At 36.0% G+C, this 24,880-nt stretch carries 26 protein-coding genes; 15 read left to right on the forward strand and 11 right to left on the reverse strand.

The window, feature by feature from the left end:
- Nucleotides 1-42 precede the first annotated feature (42 nt).
- Nucleotides 43-489: a GNAT family N-acetyltransferase gene (locus tag CXF59_RS12860; protein ID WP_101138150.1), complete on the forward strand. Its 447-nt coding sequence runs from the start codon at nucleotides 43-45 to the stop codon at nucleotides 487-489.
- On the opposite strand, the gene CXF59_RS12865 is transcribed toward CXF59_RS12860, so the two are convergent.
- The 3 genes from CXF59_RS12865 to CXF59_RS12875 form a co-directional block, all read right to left on the reverse strand.
- Nucleotides 490-1,293: an OmpA family protein gene (locus CXF59_RS12865; RefSeq protein ID WP_369828572.1), complete on the reverse strand. Its 804-nt coding sequence runs from the start codon at nucleotides 1,291-1,293 to the stop codon at nucleotides 490-492. It lies immediately after the preceding gene.
- 2 nt (nucleotides 1,294-1,295) lie between these two features.
- Complete coding sequence (locus CXF59_RS12870) at nucleotides 1,296-2,933, reverse strand: S41 family peptidase (RefSeq protein WP_101138152.1); 1,638 nt, start codon at nucleotides 2,931-2,933, stop codon at nucleotides 1,296-1,298.
- A gap of 96 nt (nucleotides 2,934-3,029) precedes the next feature.
- Complete coding sequence (locus CXF59_RS12875; protein ID WP_101138153.1) at nucleotides 3,030-3,443, reverse strand: ribonuclease P protein component; 414 nt, start codon at nucleotides 3,441-3,443, stop codon at nucleotides 3,030-3,032.
- 121 nt (nucleotides 3,444-3,564) lie between these two features.
- On the opposite strand from CXF59_RS12875, the gene CXF59_RS12880 reads away from it, so the two are divergent.
- The 3 genes from CXF59_RS12880 to CXF59_RS12890 all read left to right on the forward strand — a co-directional run bounded on the left by CXF59_RS12880 (nucleotide 3,565) and on the right by CXF59_RS12890 (nucleotide 6,079).
- Nucleotides 3,565-4,299: a 1-acyl-sn-glycerol-3-phosphate acyltransferase gene (locus CXF59_RS12880; protein WP_101138154.1), complete on the forward strand. Its 735-nt coding sequence runs from the start codon at nucleotides 3,565-3,567 to the stop codon at nucleotides 4,297-4,299.
- An 11-nt stretch (nucleotides 4,300-4,310) separates the two neighbouring features.
- Nucleotides 4,311-5,297: an acyl-ACP desaturase gene (locus CXF59_RS12885; protein WP_101138155.1), complete on the forward strand. Its 987-nt coding sequence runs from the start codon at nucleotides 4,311-4,313 to the stop codon at nucleotides 5,295-5,297.
- Nucleotides 5,298-5,425: 128 nt separating this feature from the next.
- Nucleotides 5,426-6,079, forward strand: a complete 654-nt coding sequence (locus CXF59_RS12890; protein WP_101138156.1) for an HD domain-containing protein — start codon at nucleotides 5,426-5,428, stop codon at nucleotides 6,077-6,079.
- 85 nt (nucleotides 6,080-6,164) lie between these two features.
- Here CXF59_RS12890 and CXF59_RS12895 read toward each other — a convergent pair whose 3' ends face one another.
- The 8 genes from CXF59_RS12895 to CXF59_RS12930 all read right to left on the reverse strand — a co-directional run bounded on the left by CXF59_RS12895 (nucleotide 6,165) and on the right by CXF59_RS12930 (nucleotide 14,524).
- Nucleotides 6,165-6,569: a hypothetical protein gene (locus CXF59_RS12895; RefSeq protein WP_101138157.1), complete on the reverse strand. Its 405-nt coding sequence runs from the start codon at nucleotides 6,567-6,569 to the stop codon at nucleotides 6,165-6,167.
- Between the two features lie 204 nt (nucleotides 6,570-6,773).
- Nucleotides 6,774-7,556: an enoyl-CoA hydratase/isomerase family protein gene (locus tag CXF59_RS12900; protein WP_101138158.1), complete on the reverse strand. Its 783-nt coding sequence runs from the start codon at nucleotides 7,554-7,556 to the stop codon at nucleotides 6,774-6,776.
- A gap of 9 nt (nucleotides 7,557-7,565) precedes the next feature.
- The gene (locus CXF59_RS12905) at nucleotides 7,566-8,981 is read right to left on the reverse strand and encodes an ATP-binding protein (protein WP_101138159.1); all 1,416 of its coding nucleotides are present in this window, start codon (nucleotides 8,979-8,981) and stop codon (nucleotides 7,566-7,568) included.
- 128 nt (nucleotides 8,982-9,109) lie between these two features.
- On the reverse strand, nucleotides 9,110-9,661 hold the full coding sequence (locus tag CXF59_RS12910; protein WP_101138160.1) for a CopD family protein: 552 nt from the start codon (nucleotides 9,659-9,661) through the stop codon (nucleotides 9,110-9,112).
- Nucleotides 9,648-11,003, reverse strand: coding sequence for an MATE family efflux transporter (locus tag CXF59_RS12915; protein ID WP_101138161.1), 1,356 nt, complete (start codon nucleotides 11,001-11,003; stop codon nucleotides 9,648-9,650). The genes CXF59_RS12910 and CXF59_RS12915 overlap by 14 nt, the downstream gene beginning before the upstream one ends.
- Nucleotides 11,004-11,104: 101 nt before the next feature.
- Nucleotides 11,105-12,460, reverse strand: a complete 1,356-nt coding sequence (locus CXF59_RS12920) for an MATE family efflux transporter (RefSeq protein WP_101138162.1) — start codon at nucleotides 12,458-12,460, stop codon at nucleotides 11,105-11,107.
- Nucleotides 12,461-13,492, reverse strand: a complete 1,032-nt coding sequence (gene hemH / locus CXF59_RS12925; RefSeq protein WP_101138163.1) for a ferrochelatase — start codon at nucleotides 13,490-13,492, stop codon at nucleotides 12,461-12,463.
- Between the two features lie 159 nt (nucleotides 13,493-13,651).
- Complete coding sequence (locus tag CXF59_RS12930) at nucleotides 13,652-14,524, reverse strand: AraC family transcriptional regulator (RefSeq protein ID WP_101138164.1); 873 nt, start codon at nucleotides 14,522-14,524, stop codon at nucleotides 13,652-13,654.
- 228 nt (nucleotides 14,525-14,752) lie between these two features.
- On the opposite strand from CXF59_RS12930, the gene hemA reads away from it, so the two are divergent.
- From hemA to CXF59_RS12985, 11 genes are all read left to right on the forward strand, one after another.
- Nucleotides 14,753-16,009 (forward strand): glutamyl-tRNA reductase, encoded by a 1,257-nt coding sequence (gene hemA / locus CXF59_RS12935; protein ID WP_101138165.1) that lies wholly within the window; start codon nucleotides 14,753-14,755, stop codon nucleotides 16,007-16,009.
- Between the two features lie 44 nt (nucleotides 16,010-16,053).
- Nucleotides 16,054-16,980, forward strand: a complete 927-nt coding sequence (gene hemC, locus CXF59_RS12940) for a hydroxymethylbilane synthase (RefSeq protein ID WP_101138166.1) — start codon at nucleotides 16,054-16,056, stop codon at nucleotides 16,978-16,980.
- A complete protein-coding gene (locus CXF59_RS12945; RefSeq protein ID WP_101138167.1) occupies nucleotides 16,980-17,684 on the forward strand; it encodes a uroporphyrinogen-III synthase in 705 nt (234 codons plus the stop codon). Before hemC ends, CXF59_RS12945 begins: the two co-directional genes overlap by 1 nt.
- Before the next feature lie 46 nt (nucleotides 17,685-17,730).
- Nucleotides 17,731-18,759, forward strand: coding sequence for a uroporphyrinogen decarboxylase (gene hemE, locus CXF59_RS12950; protein WP_101138168.1), 1,029 nt, complete (start codon nucleotides 17,731-17,733; stop codon nucleotides 18,757-18,759).
- Nucleotides 18,760-19,143 carry a hypothetical protein gene (locus CXF59_RS12955; protein ID WP_101138169.1) on the forward strand — a complete coding sequence of 128 codons (384 nt, stop codon included), beginning with the start codon at nucleotides 18,760-18,762 and terminating at the stop codon, nucleotides 19,141-19,143.
- Nucleotides 19,140-20,048 (forward strand): oxygen-dependent coproporphyrinogen oxidase, encoded by a 909-nt coding sequence (gene hemF / locus CXF59_RS12960; protein ID WP_101138170.1) that lies wholly within the window; start codon nucleotides 19,140-19,142, stop codon nucleotides 20,046-20,048. Before CXF59_RS12955 ends, hemF begins: the two co-directional genes overlap by 4 nt.
- 91 nt (nucleotides 20,049-20,139) lie before the next feature.
- Nucleotides 20,140-21,141, forward strand: coding sequence for a porphobilinogen synthase (hemB, locus tag CXF59_RS12965; protein WP_101138171.1), 1,002 nt, complete (start codon nucleotides 20,140-20,142; stop codon nucleotides 21,139-21,141).
- A gap of 47 nt (nucleotides 21,142-21,188) precedes the next feature.
- Entirely contained in the window at nucleotides 21,189-21,605 is a 417-nt protein-coding gene (locus tag CXF59_RS12970) for a c-type cytochrome (protein WP_101138172.1), read from the forward strand.
- Between the two features lie 194 nt (nucleotides 21,606-21,799).
- Entirely contained in the window at nucleotides 21,800-22,270 is a 471-nt protein-coding gene (locus CXF59_RS12975) for a methylated-DNA--[protein]-cysteine S-methyltransferase (protein WP_101138173.1), read from the forward strand.
- 12 nt (nucleotides 22,271-22,282) lie between these two features.
- Nucleotides 22,283-22,996 carry a 3'-5' exonuclease gene (locus CXF59_RS12980; RefSeq protein ID WP_101138174.1) on the forward strand — a complete coding sequence of 238 codons (714 nt, stop codon included), beginning with the start codon at nucleotides 22,283-22,285 and terminating at the stop codon, nucleotides 22,994-22,996.
- Between the two features lie 134 nt (nucleotides 22,997-23,130).
- A complete protein-coding gene (locus CXF59_RS12985) occupies nucleotides 23,131-24,825 on the forward strand; it encodes an ABC transporter ATP-binding protein (protein ID WP_101138175.1) in 1,695 nt (564 codons plus the stop codon).
- Nucleotides 24,826-24,880: the final 55 nt, after the last annotated feature.

Here is a 24,880-nt window from a genome sequence, read left to right on the forward strand (position 1 = left end):
GTAAGTTTCGAAATCTAAATTTTAAAATAAAATAAACTATCCATGGCAATACAATGGAAAATAAAGCCTTTTGAGGCACTTACAGTTAACGAACTGTATGATTTACTTAGAGTAAGGAGTGAGGTCTTTGTAGTGGAGCAAAACTGTGTCTACCTCGATCTCGACGGTAAAGACAAGCTGGCGTTGCATCTTTTTGCAGAGTTTGAAGGAAAAGTGGTGGCTCATGCGCGACTTATTAAACCCGGAATCAGTTTTGATAACGCTTCGATAGGAAGAGTGGTTGTCGACCCTAATTACCGTGATAGAAAATGGGGGCATGATTTGATGCGGGAAGCCATCGCTGGAATAGCATTGCATTACGATGAAAGTAAAATAACCATTGGAGCTCAATTATATTTGAAGAAATTCTATGAAAGCCACGGATTTGTACAAATCAGTGAAATGTACCTAGAAGACGATATTCCACACATTGATATGAAAAGGGAGTAGTTATATTTTAGTGATAAGAAACTCAACTCTTCTATCAAATTCCTCCCCTTTTCCCAAAGGGAATTTATTTCCAACACCCTTATAGGACATTCTTAAGCTGTTGACATTTTTATTTATTAGATATAGGAAAACGGATTTGGCGCGATTTACAGATAATTTTCTCTCATTAGTTGCCCGGTCGATGGCGTCATGGTAATGACTGGGAGTGCAGCATACATGGCCTATGATTTCAAATTCAATGCTTTTGTTTGAGTCAAGAATTTTTGCGATTTTGTCTAATTCTTGTTTAGATTGCTCGTTTAACATACTGCTTCCTAAAGGGAAATATATCTTTTCTAAGTAAATGCGGTCTCCTACGGTATGGTGATCATGGAAGGAATTGTATAATCCTTCTCCAAAACTGTTTTTCTGGACAAGCACCAAGTCAACACGCCGGTTCTTTGAGCGTATTTCACCCACATTTTCTAAAATATCATCAGTTAAAATTACGCGTCCTTTTCCTTCAATAATTACAATTTTATTTTTATTTAAACCATTAGCAGTCAGCAGATTTCTAACAGTACCGACTCTTTCTTCTGATAGTTTATAATTATAATCAGCATTTCCTCGATCATCACAATAGCCATAGATCTGAACGGACTCTATTTTAGAAATGTCTGCCTTTGCAATAAAATCTAAGATGGTTTGTTGCTGTTTGCTGTCAAGGCCGTATTTATCAAAATCAAAATATACGGTTTCCACTTTTTTTGATTGAGCGTTCAGGCAGCCAAAGGCTAGTAAGGCTATGATCTTAAAATATTTCAAAATTAAACTTTTAAGATGTTTTTATAGTCAACACTATTGCTTAAAATACTGACTGATTTTTTTATTTCGGAATTTGTTTTTACATAATACCGGTAAAGCCCTTCCTGATACTGGTATCGTTTAATGATTTCATCAACAATTAAACCTTTAATTTCTTCTTGGTTTTTATCCAATAGTGTTTCTTCGCTTTTTTGAAGTGCTGAAAGGAGTTGTTGGTATTCCGTAATAATAGTACCGTCAATCTTTTCTTTTTTGGCCATAGCCAAAGTGTTTTTTAATGCCTGCTCTGTTTCCGTGTCAAAAGAGATTTTCTGAGTTTTTAAAAACTGTTTGAAATTTAAGTAGTCCGCATTGGTAAAAGGAGGTATTTGCTCTCCTAAATTTGGATTTTCATAGTAATAGGCAGTAGCATAATTGAATATTCCGTCATTTTTCAGCAAGGCATTTGCAATGGAGCTTGTTTTCGTTTCTTCAAGTTGTATGTCTGGTAAGACGCCACCACCATCATAAACACTTCTTCCTTTTCTGGTTTTAAAGCTGTTATAGTTTTTTTCATCGGTTCTGATGGCTGCTCCATTTTTATCTTTATGTGCATAGTCTAAGGCCTGAATGCATCGGCCTGAGGGCGTATAATATCGAGAAATCGTTACTTTCAACTGGGTATTATACATTAATTCTATTGGTTTTTGCACCAAGCCTTTTCCAAAACTTCGGCTTCCCACTATAACAGCACGGTCCAAATCCTGTAGTGCCCCGGCAACAATCTCTGATGCTGAAGCACTTTTATCATTTATAATAATAACCAATGGAATTTCAGTGTCTACCGGTTCCATTGTTGTTTTATAGGTGTTGTTGTGTTTTTCGTTCTTTGATTTTGTGGTTACGATGATTTCATTTTTCGGCACAAAGAGATTGCAGATGTTTACCGCTTCGTTCAACAAGCCTCCTGGATTTCCTCTTAGGTCTAAAATAATTCTTTCAGCACCTTGTCTCTTTAGTTCCTCTAATGCCTGTTTGGTTTCAAAGGAGGCTTTTTTGTTAAAATGAGCCAAGACGATATACCCTGTTTTTTCATCTATTTTAGAGAAAAACACAACTGATTTTATTTCGACTTCATCAAGAATAATTTGTGCCGTATTTGTTTTTCCCTGACGGATGTATTTGACGTCGATTTTGGTGTTTTTTGCCCCTTTCATGAGTTGGGAGGCATCGTCTTTAAAGTCCGCTAAAAGAACATCTCCTATTTGGATGATTTCATCTCCGGGCTTAAAACCGGCTTTATCAGCAGGAAAGTCCTTGTAAATCTCGCGAATGATTATTTTATCTTCTTTTCGGGTGATTAAAGCACCAATTCCGGTATATTCTCCGGTGTTGTTTATTTTAAACTTCACCACTTCCTGCTCATTGAAATAAACAGTATAGGGATCCAGGCCGGCTAACATGCCTTTGATGGCATTGTCCATTAAGTCCCCGGGATTTGTTTCGTCAACATAATTAGTGTTCAATTCCTTGAAAAGTGTCGTGAATATCTCTATTTGTTTTGCTATTTCAAAAAAGTCGTTTTTGAAACTGGCACCTAAAAACAAAAGTGCCGAGGCTACAACAGGAATGATATATCTTTTTTTGAATATAGGAATCATGGTCTTGATTTATGGACCACTAAATTAGCAATAAATCATCAATAATGGAACAGGAAGATAAGGAATCTCTTTTCAGTGGTTTAAAACAAGAGAGAACTATTTTTTTTCAAGGTCTTTATCTATTTCTACGTGATTATCTTTAGTGTGCTGTGCTATAAATTTTTCAAACAGCTGGATGGTTTTAGTATTGATCTCCTCATAAGACAAGCGTTCTTTGGTTTGATAAAAGAACATGAAAGAACAGGGTGTGTTTAGATTGTCAGAAATGATATGTTTGTTGAGACGGTAGGTCTCGCGAAGGACGCGTTTGAAATAATTTCGGTCCACTGCTTTTTTAAAGTTTCTCTTTGAAACAGAAACACCCATTTTTATTTTTTGATCATCGCTTGAATGCCCGCAATGGTAAACGAGTCGTAACGGATATTTAGATACAGATTTCCCTTCAGAAAATAATAGTCCAATTGTGATTTTACTTTTTAGTTTTTCTTTTTTTGGATAAGTGAAATTCATTGTTATTAAAAGACAAGGATTATAGTCAACAAAGGTACAATTAAACCCCAAGTCTATTATTGTTTAGGAATTAAATAGCGGTAAAAATATATTTCTTACTTTTGTGGTTAACAAATTAAGCATGGAAAAAATAATATCGTATCCCATATCTGCAATTTATTATCTATTATTTGGTCTTACGTTGGTCATTTTTCACCCCATTCAATGGGTTTGTTTTAATGTTTTTGGATACCAGGCCCATAAAAAGACTGTGGACTACATGAATTTTATTTTACTAAAATGGAGTAATCTTTTGGGTACAAGCTATAGATTTGAAAATATTGATGAAATTCCTAAGAATGCGCCAATCATATTTGTTTCTAATCATCAAAGTATGTACGATATCATTGCAATGATTTGGTATTTACGAAGATTTCATTGTAAATTTGTAAGTAAGAAAGAATTAGGGAAAGGAATCCCAAGTATTTCTTTCAATTTGCGTCACGGAGGTTCTGTATTAATTGACCGGAAAGATTCTAAACAAGCGATTCCTGCAATTAAAGGACTTGGCGAGTATATAGAAAAAAGCCATCGTTCAGCAGTTATTTTTCCGGAAGGAACTCGAAGTAAAACAGGGAAGCCAAAAGTATTTTCGCAAACCGGTTTAAAAATATTATGTAAGAACACACCCTCGGCTTATGTAGTTCCCTTAAGTATTAATAATTCTTGGAAAGTGTTTAAATACGGATTTTTTCCATTAGGCTTGGGAAATCGCCTTACCTTTACGGTGCATAAACCCATGAAAGTGAGTGATTTTGATTTTAAGGAATTAATAGAGAAGACAGAAAGTGAAATAGTAAAAGGAATAAAATTTTAATATAAAATAAGATGTCAATAAAAAACGTTCGATTAGAAGTTATGCAGTTTTTGGAAAAAAACGTTGATAGCTATGTTGATCAATATTTAATACCTGTTGAAAAAATATGGCAACCTGCTGATTTTTTACCAAACTCAGAGGGTGATACCTTTTTTGAAGAAGTAAAGGAGTTGCGAGAAATAGCAAAGGATTTACCTTATGATTTTTGGGTAACCTTAGTTGGGGACACCATTACGGAAGAAGCCCTTCCTACCTATGAATCTTGGTTGATGGATGTAGAAGGAATAGATAATGTAGAAAGAAACGGTTGGTCTAAATGGATCAGACAATGGACGGGTGAGGAAAATCGTCATGGTGATTTATTAAATAAATACCTGTATTTGTCTGGGCGTGTGAATATGCGTGAGATTGAAATAACAACCCAACACCTTATCAGTGACGGTTTCGACATTGGAACAGGAAGAGATCCATATAAAAACTTTGTATACACGAGTTTTCAGGAGCTTGCGACTTATGTTTCTCATAATCGAGTGGCACAAATGGCCAAGAAATATGGAGATAATAAACTTTCTAAGATGTGTAAGATGATTGCTGGCGACGAGATGCGTCATCATCATGCTTATTCTGAGTTTGTAAGTGCTATTTTCAAGGTGGATCCTAGTGAGATGATGATTGCTTTTCAATACATGATGAAGCAAAAAATTGTAATGCCCGCACATTTCTTGAGAGAATCAGGGGAGAAAATAAGTTCGGCATTCGAACAGTTTTCAGATTCAGCACAACGCATCGGAGTCTACACTGCTGCGGATTATATTGATATCATGCAAAAATTGATGGCTAGATGGGAAATTGATAAAATTACCGGATTGACTGATGAAGCGGAGAAAGCGCGTGATTACTTGATGAAATTACCGGCTAGAATGACACGGATTTCTGAAAGAATGACTATTCCTCAAGAGTCCCATATTTTTAAATGGGTAGAACCGGCAAGATTGTAGGTTTCAGATTGAAGAACAATGAATGTTGATTTTGGAATTTTGGGATCACCATTAAAATAAAATACAGATGTTGATTTTTGAAGTGTAATCACTTTAAGAATCAACATTTTTTTATAAAATTATAAAAGATGAACAACACAGATATCATTAGCAAAACAATTACTTTCGTCAAGGAAAAATTGAAAAATGCCGAAGGCGGCCACGATTGGTTTCATATCGAAAGAGTCTATAAAAATGCATTATCGATTGCAAAGCACGAAGTTTGTAATGAAACAGTTGTAAAATTGGGCGCGTTGCTTCATGATATAGCGGATAGCAAATTCAATAATGGAGACGAAGCTATCGGGCCAGAAACAGCAAGAGCTTTCTTGGAATCAGAAGGTGTTGAAGAAGAAATTGTAAGCCATGTGATTAAAATCATCGAAAACATTTCCTATAAGGGCGGTAATTTCGAAAAAAAATTCTCTTCTGTCGAGTTAGATATCGTTCAGGATGCAGATCGTTTAGACGCGCTTGGAGCTATTGGAATCGCTCGGACGTTCAATTATGGAGGATTCAAAAACAGGGCGCTTTATGACCCTAATATCGCTCCGAATTTAAAAATGACAAAAGAGGAATATAAAAATAGTGAGTCGCCAACGTTTAATCATTTTTATGAAAAGCTGTTGCTTCTGAAAGATAAAATGAATACGCCAACCGGCAAACAAATTGCATTGGAAAGACACCGTTTTATGGAAACATTTATTGCGCAATTTTATGCGGAATGGGATGGGGAGAAGTAAGATTTTTGATTACGGATTAACGATTTCAGATTTTTTTTGGATTGCTAATTTTAAATGAAAAATCAGCAATCATTAATCAAAAATATTAAATCGAAATTCCTTTTTCTTTCATTTCGATAATCACATCTGAAGCATTTTTAAACGTAGGTGGCTGTTCTATGATGGTTCCCACTCTTTTTTTGTTGAGTTTGAAGGTGATGTCGTTTTCCGTCGTGAATAAAAGGGCAGTCAAAAACGGGTTGTTCATATAAGGAGCTAATACTATAAAGGCTTCGTCAAGCGTATGAAAACTTTCTATTTCCTCCATTTTGTACTTAGCACTAAGGGAAAGACTAAAAACATCATTTTCTAGTAATACAGGGCGTACATAGATGTTTTTCAACTCTGTATCACCAATGGTCTTCGCTAAAGTTAATTTGGCATAAGTACCGTTTTGGATACTTTCTTTTACTTTTTCCCAAAATTGAACGAATACAGGTTGAAAAGACATAATGATGATTTTTTAGTTGTTTAATTATTTCCGGACTTAAGTTTGCAAAATTAGGTTTTGTAAGTGAAAATAGCCGAATAATAAAGAAAAAATTTCCTTTATGGATGAACGGTATTGGTTTGTTAAAAAAAAATAACTGCAGACGCTATGATTGTAAAATCGTAGAATCTCCAGTTAATAGTGTTTGAATGAAAATAAAATGGTTTATTCTCCCGTAAAAACGGCTTTTCTTTTCTCCAAAAAGGCAGTTGTCCCTTCCTTGAAATCTTCGGTGGCAAAACATTTACCAAAGGATTTGATTTCTGTTTCAAATCCGTTTTCTCCATCCTTATAATTAGAGTTGATGGACTTGATGGCACTGCTTATCGCTAAAGGTGAGTTTCTCATGATTTTTTGGGCAATTCCTTTGCAGAAATCCATTAATTCCGCTTGCGGAACTACGTGGTTCACCAACCCCATTCTGTAGGCATCATCTGAAGTTACCATTCCTGCAGTCATTATCATTTCCATAGCGCGTCCTTTGCCAATTAATTGCGGCAAACGTTGCGTTCCGCCATAACCCGGAATAACCCCTAAAGACACTTCTGGTAAGCCCATTTTAGCATTGTCGGAGGCGATTCTGAAGTGGCATGCCATTGCCAATTCCAGTCCGCCGCCAAGCGCAAAACCGTTGACGGCCGCAATTACCGGTGTTTTTAGGTTTTCGACGAAATTAAATAAGATGTCTTGCCCTTGTGCTGCCAATTGAACGCCTTCTTCAACTGAAAAGTCGGCAAATTCGGCAATATCAGCTCCCGCCACAAAAGCTTTTTCGCCGCTCCCGGTTAAAATAACCACTCGGGTTTCAGGATTTTGTTCCAATTCTTGAAAAGCTTTATGCAGTTCCTGGATGGTCTCTGTATTTAGCGCATTAAGTTTCGTAGGGCGGTTTATAGTTATGGTTGCAATGCTGTTTTCTTTTGCAACTAGAATGTTATTGTAGCTCATTTTAGTGATTTAAGAGTTAATTATTGGAAGTGACACTGTAAATCGTGTTCCTTTTCCATATTCTGTATCAAATATAATTGTTCCTTTATAATTTTCAATGATATTCTTGATAATACCTAATCCTAATCCCATTCCGCTATTTTTAGTGGTGAATTTAGGTTCGAAAATACGACTGATGTCTTCGGGCTTAATGCCGATTCCATTGTCTTCAACGATGATTAATACATTGTTGAGGTCCTTTTTAACCGTTACAAAAACAATTTTATTTTCCTGTTGTTCGGGTATAGATTGAATGGCATTTTTAACCAAATTGGTGATGATTCGGATCAGTTGCGTTCGGTCTATTTTAGAAATAATTTCAGGGGATTCACTTTCAAAGACTACATGCTCTTCATTGAAAATATCTAATGCAAGTTCGACTACTTCCACTACATTTAGCGTTTCGTTTTGTTGGGCCGGCATCGAGGCAAAATTTGAAAAAGCGGATGCAACAGCATTCATGGTGTCAATTTGCTGAATCAACGTTTCCGAGTAATCTTTCATTTTTTGTATAATCTCTGGGTCTTCAGGATTAAATTTTCTTTCGAAGCTTTGCACGGTGAGACGCATTGGTGTCAAAGGGTTTTTAATCTCATGTGCTACCTGTTTCGCCATTTCGCGCCAAGCTTCTTCTCTTTCGCTTTGAGCTAACTTCACGGCACTTATCTCGAGTTCTTCCACCATTCGATTATACGATTTGATTAGTAAGTTTATTTCTTTGCTGCTCGCCTCTAATACTATTTTTTTATTTTTTTGGTTCAAACTGGTTTCGTTGATCCTGTCTGAAATTGTTTTCAAGGACTTGGTAATGTAAGAGGATAGAAAATAAGCTAGAGCAAATGCCACAATTAACATGAAAGAATAGACTTGTCCTAGACGAATTAAAAAACTGTGCAGTTCCTTTTCATAAAAATTGTCATCCTCTAGATACGGTAAGTTCAAAACACCTAATGGTTTGAATTTGTCGTCTTTTATTTGGGTAAAAGAAGACCTGTTTTTAACATTGTTTACAGTTTTAATCTCTACATATCGTTTTTCTATCGAAGAACGGACTAGTTTTAATATGTATTTTGGAATAGGTGGCGAAACCTTATCAACGGAAAAGGATTCTTTTGAGGATTTTAACAGCTCCCCGTCGAGACTATAAATATTTATTTCAATATTATGAATGTGCGCCAGTTCATGAATCTTATCCTTAAAGATTAAATCTAGGTTTTCAGTTGTTAAAGGATAAGTCGTGGTCGAAAGAACGTAATTAATATGTTCCCTCACCGCGTTTTCTTTCCTTTCCAGTCGTTCCTGGTGGTATTCTTTGGCCTCGTTTTTAAACTGGATAATTGAGATTGAAGCTAACAAAATAGATGCTACGATTATCAGTACGATCATCGAAAGAAAAATCCGAATTCGTAATGAAAGCATCGATAATTTGAAGTCTTTTAGCATTTCTTAGTTATTAGTGAGTAGTGAATAGTGAGTAGTTCATAGCATTAATACTAATTACTAATAACTAGATGCTAATTACTTTTTTCTCGTATCCTTTTGTAAAACTTAAAACCTAACATGATTGTAAGTGCGAATATAAAAATTCCAATAACTCCGTAAATCCAATTGACGGCATTTTTAAGAATAACTAAAAAGACTACCGCAAAAAGAATGATGGTAGCTCCTTCATTCCATAAGCGCATAAAGTTAGTAGTGTGTTTAATTTGGTCGTTTTGCAATTGATTGAAAAATTGTTGGCATTTCCCGTGGTATAAATACAATGCAAATACAAAACCAAGTTTTACATGCATCCAAGGCATTTGTAGCCAAGCTTTACCTAGGTCAGTAAAAAACAGCATCCAATACGCAAAAATACTTGCCAATATAGCAGAAGGCCATGTTATAATATACCATAAGCGGTAAGTCATTATTTTATACTGCGCTTGTAAAATTTCTTTTTCTGGCGATGGTTTTTGGGCAGCTTCAATTTGGTACACAAACAAGCGTACAATATAAAATAAACCTGCAAACCATGTAATTACAAAGATGAGGTGTAGGGATTTGAGGTAGTTATAATAGTCCATCGGCAGTTTTAATCAATTTTGTATTCATTTCTTTTTTTAGAAAATAAGCTGTTAGTAATGTTGATAATACATCAGCAATAGGGAAGGCAACCCACACCCCAAAAATACCGAAAAAATTCGGTAGTATGAGTACTAATGGAATTAAGAAAAAGCCTTGTTTGCTTAGTGTTAGTAATAACGCCTTTTTAGCCTTTCCCGCTGCTTGAAAATAAGCAGCTCCAATTAATTGCACTGCTATTACTGGAGAAGCGGCAAATACCCAACGCAACGCGCTTGCTGCTTCTGCAATTATGTTTTCATTAGTAGTGAAAATGGCAATGATGGGGGCAGCGTAATACAGTATAAGTATAAAAACCAATGATGCTAATAGCGCTGCGTATTTAATTGAAATTTGTATGCTTTCTTTTACCCTGTCATATTTTTCAGCTCCATAATTATAACCGGCAATTGGAATAAATCCTTGCGTTATTCCAAGAACGGGGAAGAGTGCAAAGATTAGTGTCTTACTGATGATCCCGTAAACAATAATAGAATTTTCTCCACCATATGAGTATAAAGTATGATTGAGAATGATGGCTAAAATGCTTACTACACCTTGTCTAGAAAAAGAGACAAAGCTAAGTGAGGTGATTTCTTTGATAATTGGTATATGGAATTTAAAATCTTTCGCTTGCATTTTTAACTCGGTTTTATATATAAAGTACCAAAGAATAAAAAGAAAACACGTAAAATAGGAAATGGCCGTGGCTAAAGCAGCTCCAAACATCCCTAAATCCATTAGTTTTATAAATACAACATCCAATGCAATATTTACAAGAGCTGGAATAATCATCGATACCATTGCATATGTGGCTTGTCCTTCTGCTCTAATAATGTTATTTCCCATCATGCTAAGGGCAAGGAATGGCACTGAAACTATAATAGGTGATAGGAATATAGTAGCGGGTGCCATAATATCTCCTTTGGCTCCATAAAAAAGCAACAACTCCCTACTAAAAAAGAATCCTAAAATCACAAAAATGGATGCTAAAAGGAAGGTCATCATAATTTGATTGGCAAAAGTAAGTTTTGCTTTTGCACGGTTTTTCGCACCTAAAGCGCGCGAAAGAACTGAACCACCCCCCACACCTACAGCCATTCCCAATGATGAAATTAGGAACGTTATTGGAAAAACTACTGTTACGACTGCGATAGCGAGTGGACCGATCCATTGTCCTACAAAAATGGTGTCAACAAGGATATTTAGTGACATGAACAAAATCCCTATAGAGGCAGGCGCTGCCTGCTTTATTAGTAGTTTTTTTATGTCTGTCGTGCCTAGTTCTTCGTCAGTTATTGCCATTAATTTTTTTTTCGAGAGCCACTCTTTTACTGATCCGATTGTTTACAGTTTCGCACGTCGTACCACCGAAATTTAAGTAATGAATTGTAAAGATAAGATTCTTATAATGGCTCAGCGGCAGTTTTAATCAATTTTGTGGTAATCTCTTTTTTTAGGAAATAACCCGTTAGTAGGGTTGACAGTACATCCGCAATAGGGAAGGCGACCCAGACTCCAAAAATGCCGAAAAAATTAGGTAGTAGGAGTACTAATGGAATTAAGAAAAAGCCTTGCTTACTAAGAGTCAGCAACAACGCTTTCTTAGCATTTCCCGCTGCTTGAAAATAAGCAGCTCCAATTAACTGGATGGCGATAATAGGAGAAGCGGCAAATACCCAACGCAAGGCATCTGGTGTTTCGGCAATAACTTTTGAGTCGGTAGTGAAAATAGCTACTATAGGGGTGGCATAATAGAGAATAACAACAAAAATTAACGATGCTAGTAGAGCCGCATATTTTATTGATATTTGAATACTCTCCTTTACTCTTTCATAATTTTGAGCTCCATAATTATAACCGGCAATTGGGATAAACCCTTGTGTGATTCCAAGAATAGGAAATAAGGCAAACATCAACATTCTACTGATTATTCCGTAAACGGCAATTGAATGTTCCCCCCCGTATGAGTATAAAGTATGGTTGAGGATAATTGCCAGGATACCTATTACTCCTTGTCTTGAAAAAGTAACAAAACTCAGCTCTGTAATTTCTTTTATTATGGGTATATGTAATTTAAAATGTCTCGCTTTTAGTTGTAATTCGCTTTTATAAACAAAGAACCAAAGGACAAAAAGGAAGCACATAAAATAGGAAATGGCCGTGGCTAAAGCAGCTCCAAACATCCCTAATTCCATTACTTTTATAAAAACAATATCTAAAATAATATTTACAAAAGCGGGAATTATCATGGCGACCATAGCAAATTTAGCTTTGCCTTCCGCCCTTATAATATTATTTCCCATCATGCAAAGGGCCAGGAAAGGTACTGAAATAATGATTGGGGAGAAGAATTCGTTCGCAGGTTTCATAATAGCCCCTTTAGCGCCAAAAAGCAGTAACATTTTAGTGCTGAAAAAAATGCCTAGTACTACAAAAAGTGATGCCAAAATAAAGGTCATCATAATTTGATTGGCAAAAGTAGTTTTCGCTTTTTCAGGGTCTTTTGCACCCAAAGCCCTAGAAAGAACTGAACCGCCGCCCACACCGATAGCCATACCTAATGATGAAATCAGGAACGTTATCGGTAAGACCACCGTTACAGCCGCAATAGCAAGAGAACCGATCCATTGTCCGACAAATATAGTATCAATAAGAATATTGACGGACATGAATAAAATCCCTATAGATGCTGGAACCGCTTGTTTTATCAAGAGTTTTTTAATGTCTTCGGTTCCTAGTTCCTCGGCTGAAACTGCCATTTACGCAATGCTTTTTTCAACAATTGCCCACTCACTGATCCAATTGCTTACGGTTTTACACCAAGCGTCACTATCGTTCAAACAAGGGATTGCCAAAAACTCCTCGCCTCCGTTCTCTTTGAATTCGTGGCCGGCTTCCATTGCAATTTCTTCTAATGTTTCTAGACAGTCAGATACGAAAGCGGGAGTAACAACAGCGAGTTTTTTAATTCCTTTTTTAGGCATTTTGTTAACTTCGACATCTGTGTACGGAGTTAACCATTTGTCTCCAGCTAATCGCGACTGAAATGTTTGGCTGTATTTCCCTTCCGGTATACCTAAGATTTTGGCAACTTGCTTTGTTGTTTCATAACATTGATGACGGTAACAAAACTCATGTGCTGGCGATGGGGTATTACAGCAAGAGCCATCAATTTTACAATGTGACTTGGTTATATCAGTCTTGCGGATGTGGCGCTCTGGAACCCCGTGATATGAGAATAATAAGTGGTCATAGTCGTAACCTTCTAAATGTCCTTTTATTGAATCAGCTAGGTTTTGCAAGTAATCTGGCTTGTTATAAAATGCAGGAACGATTGTAAATTTCATTTCTGGGAAGTGCTTTTTGCGCAATTCTTCTGCCAGTTCTAAAATGGTGGTTGTCGAAGCCATTGCGTGCTGAGGATACAAAGGAAAAAGAAGCACTTCATTAACCCCTTTATCGTGTAGCTCTTGAAGGCCGGATAGCATGGATGGATTTCCATAACGCATAGAAAGGGAAACAGGAATATCGACTAATTTCTCTACTTTTTTGTGCATTCTTTTAGAAATAACTACCAAAGGAGAACCTTCGTCCCACCATATTTTTGCATAAGCAGCAGCTGATTTTTTAGGTCTTGTTTGTAAAATTATTCCTCGAACTAATAAGGCTCTCAACAAAAATGGAACATCAATTACATATTTATCCATTAAAAACTGATCTAAATATGGCTTTACATCTTTTGCTGTTGGACTTTCGGGAGAACCTAAATTGACTAATAATACACCTTTCATAAAATATTTTTTTTGTTATTATTGCTTCAGTCGTTCTGTTAAAAATGATCGAACTTGAAGAATGAGTAATTTTATCGTAAAAGTAGTCAAAGTAGTTTTTCTATAAAATACGATTAACTATTTTTTATTTATTGTTTAATACGTAAAAGCAATGATTGATTACGTATTCGGATTTATTGACATCAAGTATTTTTTTGGCGTAGTAGCAAATTTCTTTTTGAATGCGGCGATGAAATGACTTCCTGTGCTGTATCCTATTTTTAGTCCTACCTCATTTACGTTATAAGATCCACTGTCAAGTAATTTTCGGGCGAAATCCATTTTGTAATCAAATAGAAATCCATAAACAGTATCGCCATAAATTTGTTTGAAACCCATTTTTAGTTTCTTTAAATTCAATCCTATTTCGTCCGCTAATTCCTGCAAACCTGGTGGTTCAGCCATATTAGCAATGATGATTTCTTTGGCTTTTCTAATCTTCATCACATTGTCTTCATCGATCAAAAACGGGCATTGTTCTGCATTGGGGTCTTCTGTTCTGTTGAAATATAAACTCAATAACTCATAGCCTTTTCCTTTGTAATATAAGTTTTTTATCGAAGGATGCAAACTGTAATGAAATAATTGCGACAGCACAATTGCCATCGACGGACTTATATTTCCGTCGTTATAATATTTTTTATCTTTATTGTCTCCACTTAAAAAAGTAATATAATCTGCTTCTGTTGAAAATAGAGCGTGAAATTTCTTGATGGAGATGATTACCGAAATCACCCATGAATTCGGAGCTAGTTCGAGATTTAGGGGCAACTCCTTTTGAGGATTGTATAAAAGTAGGGATTTTTCTTCTTTCAATTCCAAGGCGTAATTCCCTTGATTGAATATAAATTTAGCACTTCCTTTTAATCCAAAATGAAACTGAATCAAGCCACTGCTGACTTCACGTTGGGCATTAAAGGATTCTGTGCTGTCATTCTGAAAACGAATTAAGGTAAAGTCATCTTCGATTTTTATAATTTCTTGAGAACTCATAGCGATATTTTTTAATTTAAAAGATAACGATTACAAACTTCTTTAGTTTAGAACGACTCTAAATTAGTAAAGCGTTATAACTTGATTTCACTGCAAAAATAGGTGTTTTTACATTAAAACAGACGATTAGAAATAAAAAAACATACAGCGATACAAAAAGTACTTCTAGCGTTACTTTTATAAAGTCTTTAGTGATAATTTTGTACCACTTTTTGGAAAAGTATTTATATGGAAAATAACAACTTATCAAAGCACCTCTATTTTTACTCTGTTGGATTAAGCTATAAAAAAGCAGATGCGGAGATTAGAGGAAGATTTAGCTTAGATGCTTTAGCTAAAACACGTTTACTTGAGCAAGCAAAAAATGACGGTATTGAAAGCTTAATCGTGACTTCGACCTGTAACAGAACTGAAATTTACGGATTTGCAGAACACCCTTTTCAATTAATAAAATTGATTTGTGAAAACAGTCAAGGCAGTGTTGAAGAATTCCAAAAAGTTGGTTTTGTATATAAAAATCATGAGGCCATAAGTCATATGTTTCGAGTGGGAACAGGATTAGATAGCCAAATTCTTGGTGATTTTGAAATTATTTCCCAAATAAGAACCAGTTTTAGCCAGTCGAAATCGTTAGGTCTTGCCAGTAATTTCATGGAAAGATTAGTGAATGCGGTAATTCAGGCGAGTAAAAAAATTAAAACAGATACAGAAATAAGTTCCGGAGCCACTTCGGTGTCTTTTGCTTCCGTTCAATATATTATCAAGAACGTCGAAGACATTGGGAACAAAAATATTCTATTGTTCGGAACAGGAAAAATTGGTCGAAATACCTGTGAAAATTTGGTAAAACATACCAAAAACGAGCACATTACTCTAATCAACAGGACGAAGGATAAAGCGGAAAAATTAGCGGGTAAACTCAACTTAATTGTAAAAGATTATTCAGAATTACATCTTGAATTACAAAAAGCAGATGTGGTTGTGGTGGCAACAGGCGCGCAAAACCCTACTGTGGATAAAGCAATTTTGAACCTAAAAAAACCTTTGTTGATTTTGGATTTATCCATTCCAAAAAATGTGAATCAAGACGTGCAGGAATTAGAGGGTGTTACTTTAATCCATATGGATTATTTGTCCCAACTAACGGACGAAACATTAGAAAACAGAAAAAAACACATTCCCGCAGCTGAAGCCATTATTGAAGAAATAAAAGAAGAGTTTGTTGCTTGGACAAAAGGCAGAAAATTTGCGCCAACGATTAATGCGTTGAAAGAAAAATTGAATGCTATAAAAACTTCGGAATTGGATTTTCAAAGCAGAAAAATTTCTGATTTTAACCTAGAACAGGCTGAAATTATCAGTGCAAGAATAATCCAAAAAATAACAACACACTTTGCCAACCATTTGAAAGATGACGATACCATGGTAGATGAAAGCATCGAATGGATTGAAAAAGTTTTCAAAATTGGCGTTACCGTAAAATAAAAACCTTAATTAATCTTAATTTCTTACTGGTTTAAATAATAAAAATGGCAGATAAAATTATACGAATCGGAACGCGCGACAGCGAACTGGCCTTATGGCAAGCACATACGGTAGAAAAAAAGCTTAACGATTTGGGGTATAAAACCGAAATTGTAGCTGTCAAAGCGCAAGGGGATATTATTCTTGACAAACCCCTTTACGAACTCGGAATCACAGGAATATTTACAAAAACATTGGATATTGCCATGATTAACGGTCAGGTAGATATTGCAGTGCATTCCATGAAAGATGTTCCCACTGCACTGCCCACAGGAATTGTTCAAGCTGCGGTTCTGGAAAGAGCCACAACATTGGATATTTTAGTACATAAAGGCAATCTTGATTTTCTTAACGAATCAGGAACTATTGCTACAGGAAGTTTGCGCCGTCAAGCGCAATGGCTAAATAAGTATCCAACGCACAAAGTAGTTGACTTACGTGGAAACGTAAATACTAGAATGCAAAAATTGCATGACAACGACTGGAGCGGAGCTGTTTTTGCAGCGGCAGGTTTGGAAAGAATCAACTTAAAGCCTGAAAATTATATCAATTTAGATTGGATGATTCCCGCTCCCGCCCAAGGAGCAATGGTGGTTGTCGCAATGCAGGAAGATGCGTTTTCATTAGATGCTTTATCTCAGTTAAATGATATTGAAACCGAAATAGTAACTTATATCGAACGCCAGTTTCTAAAAACTCTGGAAGGTGGTTGTACCGCACCGATTGGAGCTTTAGCGCGTTATAACGAAGAGCAAGATACGATTCATTTTCAAGGGGTTTTATTTTCGCTTGACGGAAAAGAAAAAATAGAAGTGGATAAAGTTGTCCCTATTGAAGAATGGAAAAAATTAGGTTTCTTTTCTGCTCAGGAAGTTTTAAATAATGGCGGAACAAAATTGATGACAGAAATTAAAAACAAATTGAAGAAATAATGAGTCAAACAAGTATTTTATCAACCAAAACATTGTCAGATGAACAAAGGCAAGCATTTCTTGATGCTAATTTTGATCTCTTAGAACAAGATTTTATCGAAATTAAAAACAACCTTTTTGAATTAAATAAAATCAATAATAATTTGATTTTCAGTAGCCAAAATGCTGTTTTAAGTTTATTGGAACAAAACGGTTGGGAAATTCTTAAAACTAAAAGTGTCTTTTGTGTAGGAATTAAAACAAAAGAGTTACTTGAAGTGAACGGTTTTACCGTGGATGTATATATGGATTATGCATCCGAATTAGCGGAGATAATTACTTTAATTTACAACAAAGAAAGCTATACTTTTTTAAGCGGAAATTTGCGTAAGGAAACCTTACCAGAAGCATTAAAAAGCGAAGGGATTATATTTAATGAAATAGAAGTTTATCAAACTACGTTAGCACCTTTCAAAATATCAGAACAGGAAAAATTTGATGGAATAATGTTTTTTAGTCCATCTGCTGTTGAAAGTTATTTGACAAACAACAAAATCAAAAATGAAATTTGTTTTTGTGTAGGCAATACCACCGCAAAATCATTAGAATTAAACAAAGTTAAAAACATTGTAATTGCCGAAATACCAACAATCGAAGACGTAATTATTGAAGTGATTCAATATTATAATCCGGAAGAAATTATAGAGCCTACAGCTGAAAATTAAAAAATCCCATAACCTCGTTGCGGTGGGGAATAAAAAAGATAGAATTATGTTAAAGAACGACTTATTTTTAAGAGCATTAAAAGGAGAAACTGTTGAACGTCCGCCAGTTTGGATGATGCGTCAAGCTGGAAGATATTTACCAGAATTTATCGCTTTGCGTGATAAATATGATTTTTTTACCCGTTGTCAAACACCAGAATTGGCAGCAGAAATCACGGTTCAGCCTATTCGCCGCATTGCTCCGGATGCAGCGATTTTATTTTCAGACATCTTGGTTATTCCGCAAGCAATGGGAATTGAAGTATTGATGAAACCAAATTTCGGTCCGTTTTTACCAAACCCGATTCGTACGATTCAGGATGTAGAGAAAGTAATTGTTCCTGATGTACATGAAACTTTAGGATACGTTTTTGACGCTATTAAATTGACAAAAGAAATGTTGAATGATGAGGTGCCGTTAATTGGTTTCGCAGGTTCACCATGGACAATTATGTGTTATGCGGTAGAAGGACAAGGATCTAAAAGCTTTGATAAAGCGAAAGGGTTTTGTTTCTCACATCCAGAAGCAGCTCATGTTTTATTGCAAAAAATTACTGATACTACTATTTTATATTTAAAAGAAAAAGTAAAATCGGGCGTAGATGCCGTTCAAGTCTTTGACTCTTGGGGCGGAATGTTATCTCCTGTAGATTATCAAGAATTCTCTTGGAAATATATTAACCAAATCATTGAAGCTTTGGCCGATGATGCTCCGGTAATTGTTTTTGGAAAAGGATGTTGGTTTGCCCTTGGCGAAATGGGAAAAAGTCGCGCTTCTGCATTAGGAGTGGACTGGACTTGCTCACCAAGAAATGCAAGATATTTGTCAGGTGGAAATATTACTTTACAAGGTAATTTTGACCCTTCCAGATTATTGTCACCTATTCCGGTGATTAAGAAAATGGTAAATGAAATGATTGACGAATTCGGGAAAGACAAATACATAGCAAACCTCGGACACGGTATTTTGCCAAACATTCCGGTGGATCACGCTAAAGCATTTGTCGACGCGGTGAAAGAATACAAGCAGAAATAGATGCTGAATAAAGGACTTCGAGACGAAAAGAAAGTGAAAATGGACACTATGTTAAGTACTTTACTTTCTTTGGCTTTTGTTCCGAAATTTTGGAATATCGAAGACACAAGTCTCCTTGATAATCAGTTAACCCATTTTGGATTGACAACCGATATTCTGAATCAAATTGAAGAAAAAGACTTGATTTCGTTATTGGATAAACAGGAGATGGATTGGGCTCAAAAAGAGCAATTTGGTGATTTTTTAATCGCTTTTTCAAAGGATAATTCATTTGATTTATCAGACAAAGCAATTGCTATTTACGAGCATATTCAATCCGGAAGTAAAACATTTTCTTTTGAAATTTTTAATAAAATAGCTTCTGCAAAAGTAAATTTAAAATGAAAGAACAATTCTACAAATACATACAAAATCTTCAAGATCAAATTATCGCAGGATTAGAAGCTGTCGACGGTCATGCTAAATTTCGGGAGGATCTTTGGGAACGTCTGGAAGGTGGAGGTGGTAGAACCCGCGTTATCGAAAATGGAGCTGTTTTTGAAAAAGGCGGAGTAAATGTTTCTGCGGTGCATGGTAAATTACCGGAAGCTATGCAGAAATTATTTAATGTAGGAGAAGCCGATTTTTTTGCCTGCGGACTCAGTTTAGTTCTGCATCCAAAAAGCCCAATGGTGCCAACGGTTCATGCCAATTGGCGCTATTTCGAAATGTATGATGAGAACGGAAATATAATTCAGCAATGGTTTGGTGGAGGACAGGATCTGACTCCTTATTATTTATTTGAAGAAGATGCAACGCACTTTCATCAAACCTGCAAAATAGCCTGTGATAAACATAATCCGGATTTTTATACAAAATATAAAAAACAATGTGACAATTATTTTTGGAACGCACATCGGAATGAAGCACGTGGAGTAGGTGGGTTATTTTTTGATTATTGCAAAGCAAACGAAGAGCAAAGTATGCAGGATTGGTTTAACTTTGTTAGTGAAGTAGGAGATAGTTTCCTCGAAGCGTATGTTCCAATAGTAGAAAAGAGAAAAGGATTAGCTTACACGCCTGAACATAAAACATGGCAGGAAATACGTCGTGGACGTTATGTAGAATTCAATTTGGTTCATGATAAAGGTACTTTATTTGGACTAAAAACCAACGGCAGAATCGAAAGCATATTGATGTCTTTACCACCAAATGTACAGTGGGTATACGATCATCATCCGGAATCTGGAAGCGAAGAAGAAAAGTTAGTCAAAGTATTAGAAGAGCCAATAAAATGGATTGTAGATTGATGAGCAACGATTTTTGATTTCAGATTTTCTGACTTCAACAATTTGTTTTAAATCATAAATCAGCAATCGTTAATCTAAAATCATAAATTATATGTTCCCATTACACAGAGGTAGAAGATTACGCGTTAACGAATCCATGAGAAGTCTTGTTCGTGAAACCACTTTAAGTCCGTCAGATTTTATGTTTCCGATGTTTATTGCAGAGGGAGAAAATGTAAAAATAGAAATCGCGTCGATGCCGGGAATCTTTCGTCGATCGATTGATTTAACCTTGGAAGAAATCAAAGAAATCTATGCTTTGGGCATTCGTGCGGTGAACATTTATGTAAAAGTAAGCGAAAATCTTAAAGACAATACTGGAAAAGAAGCTTGGAATAAGGACGGGTTAATGCAAGAAGCTATTCGTGCCATCAAAGTGGTTTGTCCTGAAATGATCGTCATGCCAGATGTAGCCTTAGATCCTTATTCTATATATGGTCACGACGGTATTATAGAAAATGGAGATGTAGCTAACGATGCTACAAATGATGCTTTGGTAAAAATGGCTGTTTCACATGCAGCTGCTGGAGCCGATTTTGTTGCGCCATCTGATATGATGGACGGACGTGTTTTGAGATTGCGCCAAGGACTTGATGCTGCAGGATTCCATAATGTGGGAATTATGAGCTATTCGGCTAAATATGCTTCGGCTTTTTACGGACCATTTCGTGATGCCTTAGACAGTGCGCCAGTTGACAATAAAGAAATTCCAAAAGATAAAAAAACCTATCAAATGGATTATGCTAATCGTATTGAAGCCGTCAAAGAAGCCCTTTGGGATGTTGAAGAAGGTGCAGATATGGTTATGGTAAAACCCGGAATTGCTTATTTAGATATTGTACGTGAAGTAAAAAATGCAGTAAATGTGCCGGTAACGGTATTTCATGTTTCTGGTGAATATGCCATGATTAAGGCCGCAGCCGAAAGAGGATGGTTAGACCATGATAAGACTATGATGGAGCAATTAATGTGTATCAAACGTGCTGGAGCAAGTTTAATTTCTACTTATTTCGCAAAGGAAGCTGCTGTGATTTTAAATAAACAAAAGGGATAAGCATCATTTTATAAGTACGTTAACCTTACATTTAAACACTACAAATTATGAAAAAAATAATTTTTATTGCGATTGTATTACTAACATTCTCGTGTAAAGGAAAGGGAGAGGATACTATTGGAAAAGTAAATGATACTGAAAATCCTGAAGCAAGTGTTAATGAGGGAATGGCCGCAGAGAGGAGAACCCCAGTAGCATTAGGAGAGTCTCTTTTTAATGGTAAAGGGAATTGTGTGGCTTGTCATCAAGTAGATCAAAAAGTGATTGGACCTAGTGTACAAGACATAGCATCAATTTACAAAGCTAAAAACGGGAATATTATCGCATTCCTAGTAGAGGACGCTGCGCCAATAGTAGACCCGAGTCAATACGAAGTGATGAAAACAAATTTTGTAATTACAAAAGCCATGTCTGAAGAAGAATTAAAAGGCTTAGAAGCTTATATTTACAGTAAATTACAATAATTGTATCGTCAGCTGCGCTACCTTGATCCACACTGTATTTTCATATTTTTAAAGATAAAACAGAAAAGATGCCGTCTTCATTGTCGATTAAGTTTTTGATTTATAGCACTGTCGAGTGAACGTCCTATAAGATTCTCATCTTCTAGTTTGTTTTTTTTAAGCGGATATTAAAGAATATTTTTTATATTTATGGAATGGAAATAGCTCATATTCAAACTCCATTAGGAATAGCTCAAATTGCTGGAAACAATAACGGAATTTCCTCTATTTCTGTTTCAGATGAAGGAACTATTTCGACTACAATTACCCCTGTTTTACAAGCAGCGGTTGCTCAACTCAACGAATACTTTGAAGGGAAAAGACATAGCTTTAGTTTTAAGATAAATCCTCAAGGAACTGAATTCCAACAAAAAGTATGGAAAGCATTATTAGATATTCCATATGGTAAGACCAGAACGTATTTAGAACAGTCCAAAGTATTAGGGGATGTCAAAGCAATTAGGGCTTTAGCTTCCGCCAATGGAAAAAATCCACTTTGGATTGTTGTTCCTTGTCATCGTGTCATTGGTACAGACGGTTCGCTCACCGGTTATGCAGGAGGTTTATGGCGTAAAAAATGGCTTTTGGAACATGAAAATCCAACAAATCAACAAAGTTTATTTTAAAATTATCTACCTATGATTGAAAAAATCCGTCTGGATAATATCCTGTTTCTTGATATAGAAACCGTTCCGGAAGCCGCTGATTATAATGAACTGGATTCGGAAATGAAAGGTCTTTGGGAGCATAAAACCCAATACCAACGAAAAGACGAACATACCCCAGAAGATTTTTACGATCGAGCGGGAATCTGGGCAGAATTCGGAAAAATAGTTTGTATCTCTGTTGGTTATTTTGTGACTAAAGGAGATATAAGGAACTTTCGAGTTACTTCCTTCTTTGGCGACGAAAAGAAAATTCTGAAGGATTTCAATAATTTATTAAACAACCACTTCAATCAACCACAACATATTTTGTGCGGACATAATGCCAAAGAATTTGATATTCCGTTTATGGCTAGAAGAATGATCATCAACCAAATTGCACTGCCTGATAAACTGAATCTATTCGGCAAGAAACCATGGGAAATCCCCCATCTGGATACTTTGGAGTTATGGAAGTTTGGCGACTATAAACATTACACCTCTTTAAAATTAATGTGCAAAGTGCTTGGCATACCTTCTCCTAAAGGCGATATTGACGGCAGTCAAGTAGGACATGTTTTTTATGTAGATAAAGATATTGACCGGATTGTAACTTATTGTGAAAAGGACACTATTGCCGTTGCTCAGATTTTTCTCAGGCTGAGAAGAGAAGACTTGTTGATTGATGACGAAATTATTCATGTATAATAAAAATGGCTGTGGAAAATTTAAATAAACGTAAAGTAAGCGGTTACTGCAATTGTTGTGACGGTGATATCGTCGATTGAGGGTCTTTTAAAAAAAAATGTATTTCAAACGGTTAAATTTTTACTTTTACCATTATGACTAAGCCCCTACTTTCCATTCAAAATCTCGAAATCTCATTCAAAAAAGAAGGGATTTATACCGCTGTTATCAAGAACATCAGTTATGATTTGAGACACAATGAAATCCTCGGAATTGTAGGGGAATCCGGTTCTGGGAAATCAGTCTCCTCTCTAGCTATTATGGGTTTGTTGCCTGCCAATATTTCGAAAATTTCAGCAGGCGAGATTGTTTTTGACAGTAAAAATGTAGGGCATCTAAACGAAAAAGAATTGCAACAACTCAGAGGAAACCAAATCGCGATGATTTTCCAAGAACCGATGAGTTCACTGAACCCGTCATTGAAGTGTGGTTTTCAGGTGCAGGAAATTTTGTTGCAACACACGGGGTTATCCAAAGCAGAGACCAGAACTGAGACACTTTCGCTTTTCGAAAAAGTAAAATTACCTAATCCAGAAATAGTATTCGATAAATATCCCCATGAGATTTCAGGGGGACAAAAACAACGCGTCATGATTGCTATGGCGATTGCTTGCAAACCACAATTGTTGATTGCGGATGAACCCACAACAGCCTTAGACGTTACTGTCCAAAAAGAAATTATCCAGTTGTTGAAAGACATTCAGCAAGAAACGGGAATGAGTATTATTTTTATTTCACATGATTTGTCGCTGGTTTCAGAGATTGCCCATCGGGTTTTAGTGATGTATCAGGGGGAAATTGTGGAGCAGGGGGAAGTAAAACAAATTTTTATAAATCCGGCACATAATTATACGAAAGCCTTGATCGCTTCGCGACCTTCACTGGATTTCCGTTTGAAGAGATTACCTACTATTCAGGACTTCTTGGATGACACGATTAACTCTAAAGTTGTAACTCAGGAAGACAGAGGTCGTTTTCACGATAAATTATACAGTCAGACACCTATTTTGGAGGTAGTTAATGTAGAAAAAGAATATTTTTCTACAGCGGGTTTTTTTGGAAAAAAATCAGGATTTAAAGCGGTGAATGACGTGAGTTTTAAGTTGTATGAGGGCGAAACATTAGGGTTGGTAGGAGAGAGCGGTTGTGGGAAATCGACATTGGGGAATGCCATTTTGCAATTAGACAAAGCGACTTCAGGACAAATATTATATAGGGGTCAGGATATTACTAAACTTGGAAACGCAGCAATCAAAAAATTGAGAAAGGAAATTCAAATTATTTTCCAAGATCCTTACTCTTCGTTAAATCCACGGATTCCTATAGGTAAAGCCATTATGGAACCCATGAAAGTACATGGATTGCATAAAAATGACAAAGAAAGAAAAGCCAAAACGATTGAAATTCTCGAAAGGGTAGGTTTAGGAGCCGAGTATTTTAATCGATATCCACATGAATTTTCTGGCGGGCAAAGACAGCGTATCGGAATAGCTAGGACGATAGCGTTACAGCCCAAATTAATCGTTTGTGACGAATCCGTTTCGGCATTGGATATATCTGTACAGGCACAGGTTTTAAACCTTTTAAACGAGTTAAAAGAGAACTTCGGGTTCACCTATGTTTTTATTTCGCATGATTTGGCGGTTGTAAAATACATGAGCGATCAGGTCTTAGTTATGAATCAGGGAAGAATAGAGGAAATTGCAGATGCAGATGCTTTGTATGCCAATCCCCAAAAAGAATATACAAAGATGCTGATTGACGCTATACCCAAGGGGAGTGGCGGTTAGTTTGACTATTCCAAAGTAGATTTAATTGTCTCGCCATATAAAAAAAAGGAATTTT

Source organism: Flavobacterium sp. ALD4, assembly GCF_002836475.1.
Taxonomy (GTDB): Bacteria; Bacteroidota; Bacteroidia; order Flavobacteriales; family Flavobacteriaceae; genus Flavobacterium.